This window comes from Micromonospora sp. I033 (genome assembly GCF_053890995.1).
The window spans coordinates 1-4954 of sequence record NZ_JBSSLX010000309.1; the positions used below are offsets into that span (position 1 = coordinate 1).

A 4954-nucleotide genomic window follows, 5' to 3' on the forward strand; every position below is an offset into this window, starting at 1 on the left:
ATATGTGTATAAGAGGCAGGCAGGGGAGTCGGGGGGTCAGATCAGGTGGGCGGCCTGGACGGCTTCCGCCGTCACCTCGGTGAGGCGGTCGGTGGGGAGGGCGCCCAGTTCCTCGCGGCGGAACCAGCGGGCCTCGCAGGTGGAGCCGCCGACGTCGGCCACCGTGGGCGGGGCGGGCTGGTCGACGACCACCCGGTAGAAGGCGCGGACGCCGTGCCAGTCGATCGGGTAGCCCTCCGGGCCGAGCGAGGCGGCGTCCCGGTGGCTGGCCACCCCGAGCAGCTCGACCAGGCGGCCCGTCTGCCCGGTCTCCTCGACCAGCTCCCGGATCAGCGCGGCGCCCGGCTGCTCGCCGTAGTCGGTGCCGCCGCCGGGCAGGTGCCAGCAGCCGGCGCCCGGGTAACCGTCGGAGACCCGGGTGAGCAGCACCCGCTCCTCCGGGTCGGTCACCACGGCGTACGCGGCGAAGCGCTGCGCCCGGTGCAGCCCGTCGGGGCCGGGGACGGCGTAGAACGAGGGGAACTCGGGAACCTCCTCCGGCACGATGTCGTCGGTGGCGGTCGGCAGGCCCAGGGCGCGCGCGGCGAACGAGCGCAGCGGCAGTTCCCGGGCCTCGTCGAGGGTGAACCAGCGGGCCAGGTCGGTGGGGCGGTCGACCCGGTCGGCGAGCGTCCCGCCCCGCACCGAGACGGTGTAGAGCAGCCGGTCGGTGTGGATCGTGATGCCCCGCTCGGGCAGCGCCCGCATGTCGGCGAGGACGTCCTGGAGGGCGGCGACGGCCACCGAGAGCCCGGTCTCCGCGGCGGTCTCCCGGACGACGGTGTGCTTGGGGTCCTCACCGTGGTCGACCGCCCCGCCGGGCAGCGACCACGTGCCGGGGGTGCCGGAGCGCTCCGATGCGCGGACCAGCAACACTCGGCCGTCTGAATCAGCACAAACTGCGTATGCCGCGATCCTGCGGAGCGGCTCCAGCAAGGTGGTCACGGGAGGAAATTCTCCCCGGATGCCGTTACCGGCATCGAAAAGAGTCAGATTCCTGACTCTTGGCTGGCGCCTCAGGGACGCGTCAGGGTAGGAGTCCGGGCGGTCACCGAGGTCGCCCGCCGGCCCGCGCGGGACCGTGGAGACATGACCTCGACGAACCCCTCCCAGGCCCCGTACAAGCAGCTCCGCCGGCCGGTCACCGACCGGATGGTCGCCGGCGTGGCCAGCGGCCTCGGCCGCTACTTCGCCGTCGACCCCACCCTCGTGCGGGTGGGCTTCGCGGTGGCCACCCTGCTCACCGGCGGGCTCGCCGCGCTGGCGTACCCGATCATGTGGTTCCTGATGCCCGAGGAGCCGGCGGGGGCACCCGCCTGGCCGCACCCGCCCGGCACCGCGCCCGGCTGGCCGCCCGTCCCGCCGACGCCCGCGGCCCCGGCCACGCCGGAGCCGGCACCCCGGCCGGCGCCTCAGCCGCCGATGCCGCCGGCGGCCTGACCCGGCGTCACTCCCACTCGATGGTGCCCGGCGGCTTGCTGGTCACGTCCAGGACCACCCGGTTGACCTCGGCGACCTCGTTGGTGATCCGGGTGGAGATCCGGGCCACCACCTCGTAGGGCAGCCGGGACCAGTCGGCGGTCATCGCGTCCTCGCTGGAGACCGGGCGCAGCACCACGGGATGCCCGTAGCTGCGCCCGTCGCCCTGCACGCCGACGCTGCGCACGTCGGCCAGGAGCACGACCGGGAACTGCCAGACGCCCCGGTCGAGGCCGGCGGCGGTGAGCTCCTGCCGGGCGATCAGGTCGGCCTTGCGGAGCACGGCGAGGCGCTCCTCGTCGACCGCGCCGATGATCCGGATGGCCAGGCCCGGGCCGGGGAACGGGTGCCGCCAGACCATCGCCTCGGGCAGCCCGAGCTGGAGGCCGAGCGTGCGGACCTCGTCCTTGAACAGCGTGCGCAGCGGCTCGACCAGCGCGAACTTCAGGTCCTCCGGCAGCCCGCCGACGTTGTGGTGGCTCTTGATGTTGGCGGTGCCGGTGCCGCCGCCGGACTCCACCACGTCGGGGTAGAGGGTGCCCTGCACCAGGAACTCGACGTCGCCGTGCGCGGCGATCTCCCGGGCGGCGGCCTCGAAGACGCGGATGAACTCCCGGCCGATGATCTTGCGCTTCTGCTCGGGGTCGGTCACCCCGGCGAGGGCGCCGAGGAACCGCTCGCGGGCGTCGACCACCTTGAGCTTGATGCCGGTGGCGGCGACGTAGTCCTTCTCCACCTGCTCGGCCTCGCCGGCGCGGAGCAGGCCGTGGTCGACGAAGACGCAGGTGAGCTGGTCGCCGACGGCCTTGTGCACCAGCGCCGCGGCGACCGCCGAGTCGACGCCGCCGGACAGGCCGCAGATGACCTCCTTGTCGCCGACCTGCTCCCGGATCCGGGCCACCTGCTCGTCGATGATGTTCTCGGGCGTCCAGGTCGGCTCGATGCCGGCGATGTCGTAGAGGAAGCGGGTAAGCATCTCCTGGCCGTGCGCGGTGTGCCCGACCTCGGGGTGGAACTGCACCCCGGCCCGCCGGCCGGTCAGGTCCTCGAACGCGGCGACCGGCGCACCCGCCGACTCGGCGGTGACCGCGAAGCCGGCCGGGGCCTCGGTGACGCAGTCGCCGTGGCTCATCCAGACCGGCAGGTCGTCGGGAAGGTCGCGGAGCAGCACGCCGGCCTCCGGGCGGGCGTGCAGCGGGGTGCCCCCGTACTCGCGGTTGCCGGTGCGCGCCACGGTGCCGCCGAGCGCCTGGGCCATGGCCTGGAAGCCGTAGCAGATGCCGAAGACCGGGACACCGGCGTCGAACATCCCGGCGTCGATCTGCGGGGCGTCGGGCGCGTAGACGCTGGACGGGCCGCCGGACAGGATGATCGCGGCCGGGTTCTTCGCCAGCATCTCGGACACCGGCATGGAATGCGGGACGATCTCCGAGTAGACCTTCGCCTCGCGGACGCGGCGCGCGATGAGCTGGGCGTACTGGGCTCCGAAGTCCACCACGAGGACGGGGCGAGGCGTGCTCATGTGCAGACAGCCTACCGACAGTCACCGCCGGCGCGGGCCGCGGGCCGGTGTGTCGCGCGCCGCGCCGGTCAGGGGCGCAGCGCGGCGGGCGCGTGGGCGGGGACGGCGGGCTGCCTCGGCGCCACCGGGGCGAGCCGGCGGTAGGGCGCGCCGAGCGGCGGGCGGGGGTCCTCCTCGCCCTTGTTGGGCCAGAACGACATGGCCCGCTCGGCCTGCGCGGTGATCGTCAGCGACGGGTTGACGCCGAGGTTCGCCGAGACCGCCGCGCCGTCCACCACGTGCAGCCCGGGGTGGCCGTGCACCCGGTGGTACGGGTCGACCACCCCGCGCTCCGGGCTGTCGCCGATCACCGCGCCGCCCAGGATGTGCGCGGTCATCGGGATGTTGAACGGCTCGGTGACCGCCCCGCCCGGCGTGCCGTCGATCTCCTCGGCGAGCAGCCGGACCGCCTCGTTGCCGGCCGGGATCCAGGTCGGGTTGGGCGCGCCGTGCCCCGGGCCGGAGACCAGCCGGCGGCCGAACCGACCGCGCCGGTAGCGGGTGGTCAGCGAGTTGTCGGCCGACTGCATGACCAGGGCGATCACGGTGCGCTCGGACCAGCCGCGCACCGAGAGCATCCGGGCGGCCAGCGCGGGCTGCCGGACGATGCTGCCCAGCCAGCGCCGGATCCGGTGCGGGCCGCCGTCGACCAGCAGCGACTGGAGCAGGCCCATGGCGTTGGAACCCTTGCCGTAGCGGACCGGCTCGATGTGGGTCTGCGGGTCGGGGTGGAACGAGCTGGTGATCGCCACCCCCTCGGTGAAGTCGAGGCCGCGCCGCCGGGCCTGGCCGGAGCCGACCGAGGCGCCGAGGATGGCCTCCGAGTTGGTGCGGGTCAGCTCGCCGAGCCGGGGCGACAGGGCGGGCAGCGCGCCGGTCGCCTTCATCTCGTGCAGAAGCCGCTGGGTGCCCAGCGCGCCGGCCGCGAAGACCACCTGGTCGGCGTGGATCACCTGGCGGCGCTTGCGCACCCAGGCGCCGGTGCGCTCGGTGTGCACCTGGTAGCCGCCGCCGGCGGCGGGGCGCACCGCGGTCACCGTGGTCAGCGGGTGGACCTGCGCGCCGAGCCGCTCGGCCAGCCAGAGGTAGTTCTTGACCAGGGTGTTCTTCGCGCCGTGCCGGCAGCCGGTCATGCAGGAGCCGCAGTGGTTGCAGCCCGTCCGGTCCGGCCCGACCCCGCCGAAGTACGGGTCGGGCACCCGCTCGCCGGGGCGGCCGATGTGCACGCCCACCGGCGTCGCGTGGAAGGTGTGCCCCACCCCCATCCGCTCGGCCACCGCCCGCATGGCCCGGTCCGCCCCGGTGACGATCGGGTACGTGGTGACGCCGAGCATCCGCTTCGCCTGGTCGTAGTGGCGGGCCAGTTCGTCGCGCCAGTCGGTGATGTCCCGCCACTGCGGGTCGGCGTAGAACGCGTCGAGCGGTTCGTAGAGCGTGTTCGCGTAGACCAGCGAGCCGCCACCCACCCCGGCGCCCGCCAGCACCAGCACCCCGCCGCCGGCCTTCCGGTCGGCCGACCGGAGCAGGGTGATCCGCTGCAGGCCGTAGCAGCCGAGCCTCGGGGCCCACAGGAAGCGCCGCGCCCGCCAGGAGGTCTCGGGGAACTCGTCGTCGGCGAAGCGCCGGCCGGCCTCCAGGACCCCGACGGTGTAGCCCTTCTCGGCCAGCCGGAGCGCCGTGACGCTGCCGCCGAAGCCGGACCCGATGACGACCACGTCGTACCGCATGGACGCATCATTACCGACGGGTAGCTATAGCGCCAGCGAGCGTTTTTCGCAGATCATGCAGAGCGCTCGATGACGGGGGAAGGGGACCGCGATGACGCGACGACGGTGGCTGCTGGGGGTGGCCGCCCTGGTGGCCGTGGTGCTGGTC

The 4954-nt window shown here is 74.1% G+C and carries 4 protein-coding genes; 1 reads left to right on the forward strand and 3 read right to left on the reverse strand.

Annotated features, from left to right (window positions below):
• Positions 1-36 precede the first annotated feature (36 nt).
• Positions 37-984 (reverse strand): NUDIX hydrolase, encoded by a 948-nt coding sequence (locus tag ACW0Q9_RS29025; protein WP_456186711.1) that lies wholly within the window; start codon positions 982-984, stop codon positions 37-39.
• Positions 985-1128: 144 nt separating this feature from the next.
• On the opposite strand from ACW0Q9_RS29025, the gene ACW0Q9_RS29030 reads away from it, so the two are divergent.
• Positions 1129-1479, forward strand: coding sequence for a PspC domain-containing protein (locus ACW0Q9_RS29030; RefSeq protein ID WP_456186713.1), 351 nt, complete (start codon positions 1129-1131; stop codon positions 1477-1479).
• Between the two features lie 7 nt (positions 1480-1486).
• Here ACW0Q9_RS29030 and guaA read toward each other — a convergent pair whose 3' ends face one another.
• Both guaA and ACW0Q9_RS29040 read right to left on the reverse strand, forming a co-directional pair.
• The gene (gene guaA, locus ACW0Q9_RS29035) at positions 1487-3040 is read right to left on the reverse strand and encodes a glutamine-hydrolyzing GMP synthase (protein ID WP_456186715.1); all 1554 of its coding nucleotides are present in this window, start codon (positions 3038-3040) and stop codon (positions 1487-1489) included.
• 68 nt (positions 3041-3108) lie between these two features.
• Positions 3109-4806 carry an FAD-dependent oxidoreductase gene (locus tag ACW0Q9_RS29040; protein ID WP_456186717.1) on the reverse strand — a complete coding sequence of 566 codons (1698 nt, stop codon included), beginning with the start codon at positions 4804-4806 and terminating at the stop codon, positions 3109-3111.
• Between the last annotated feature and the right edge of the window lie 148 nt (positions 4807-4954).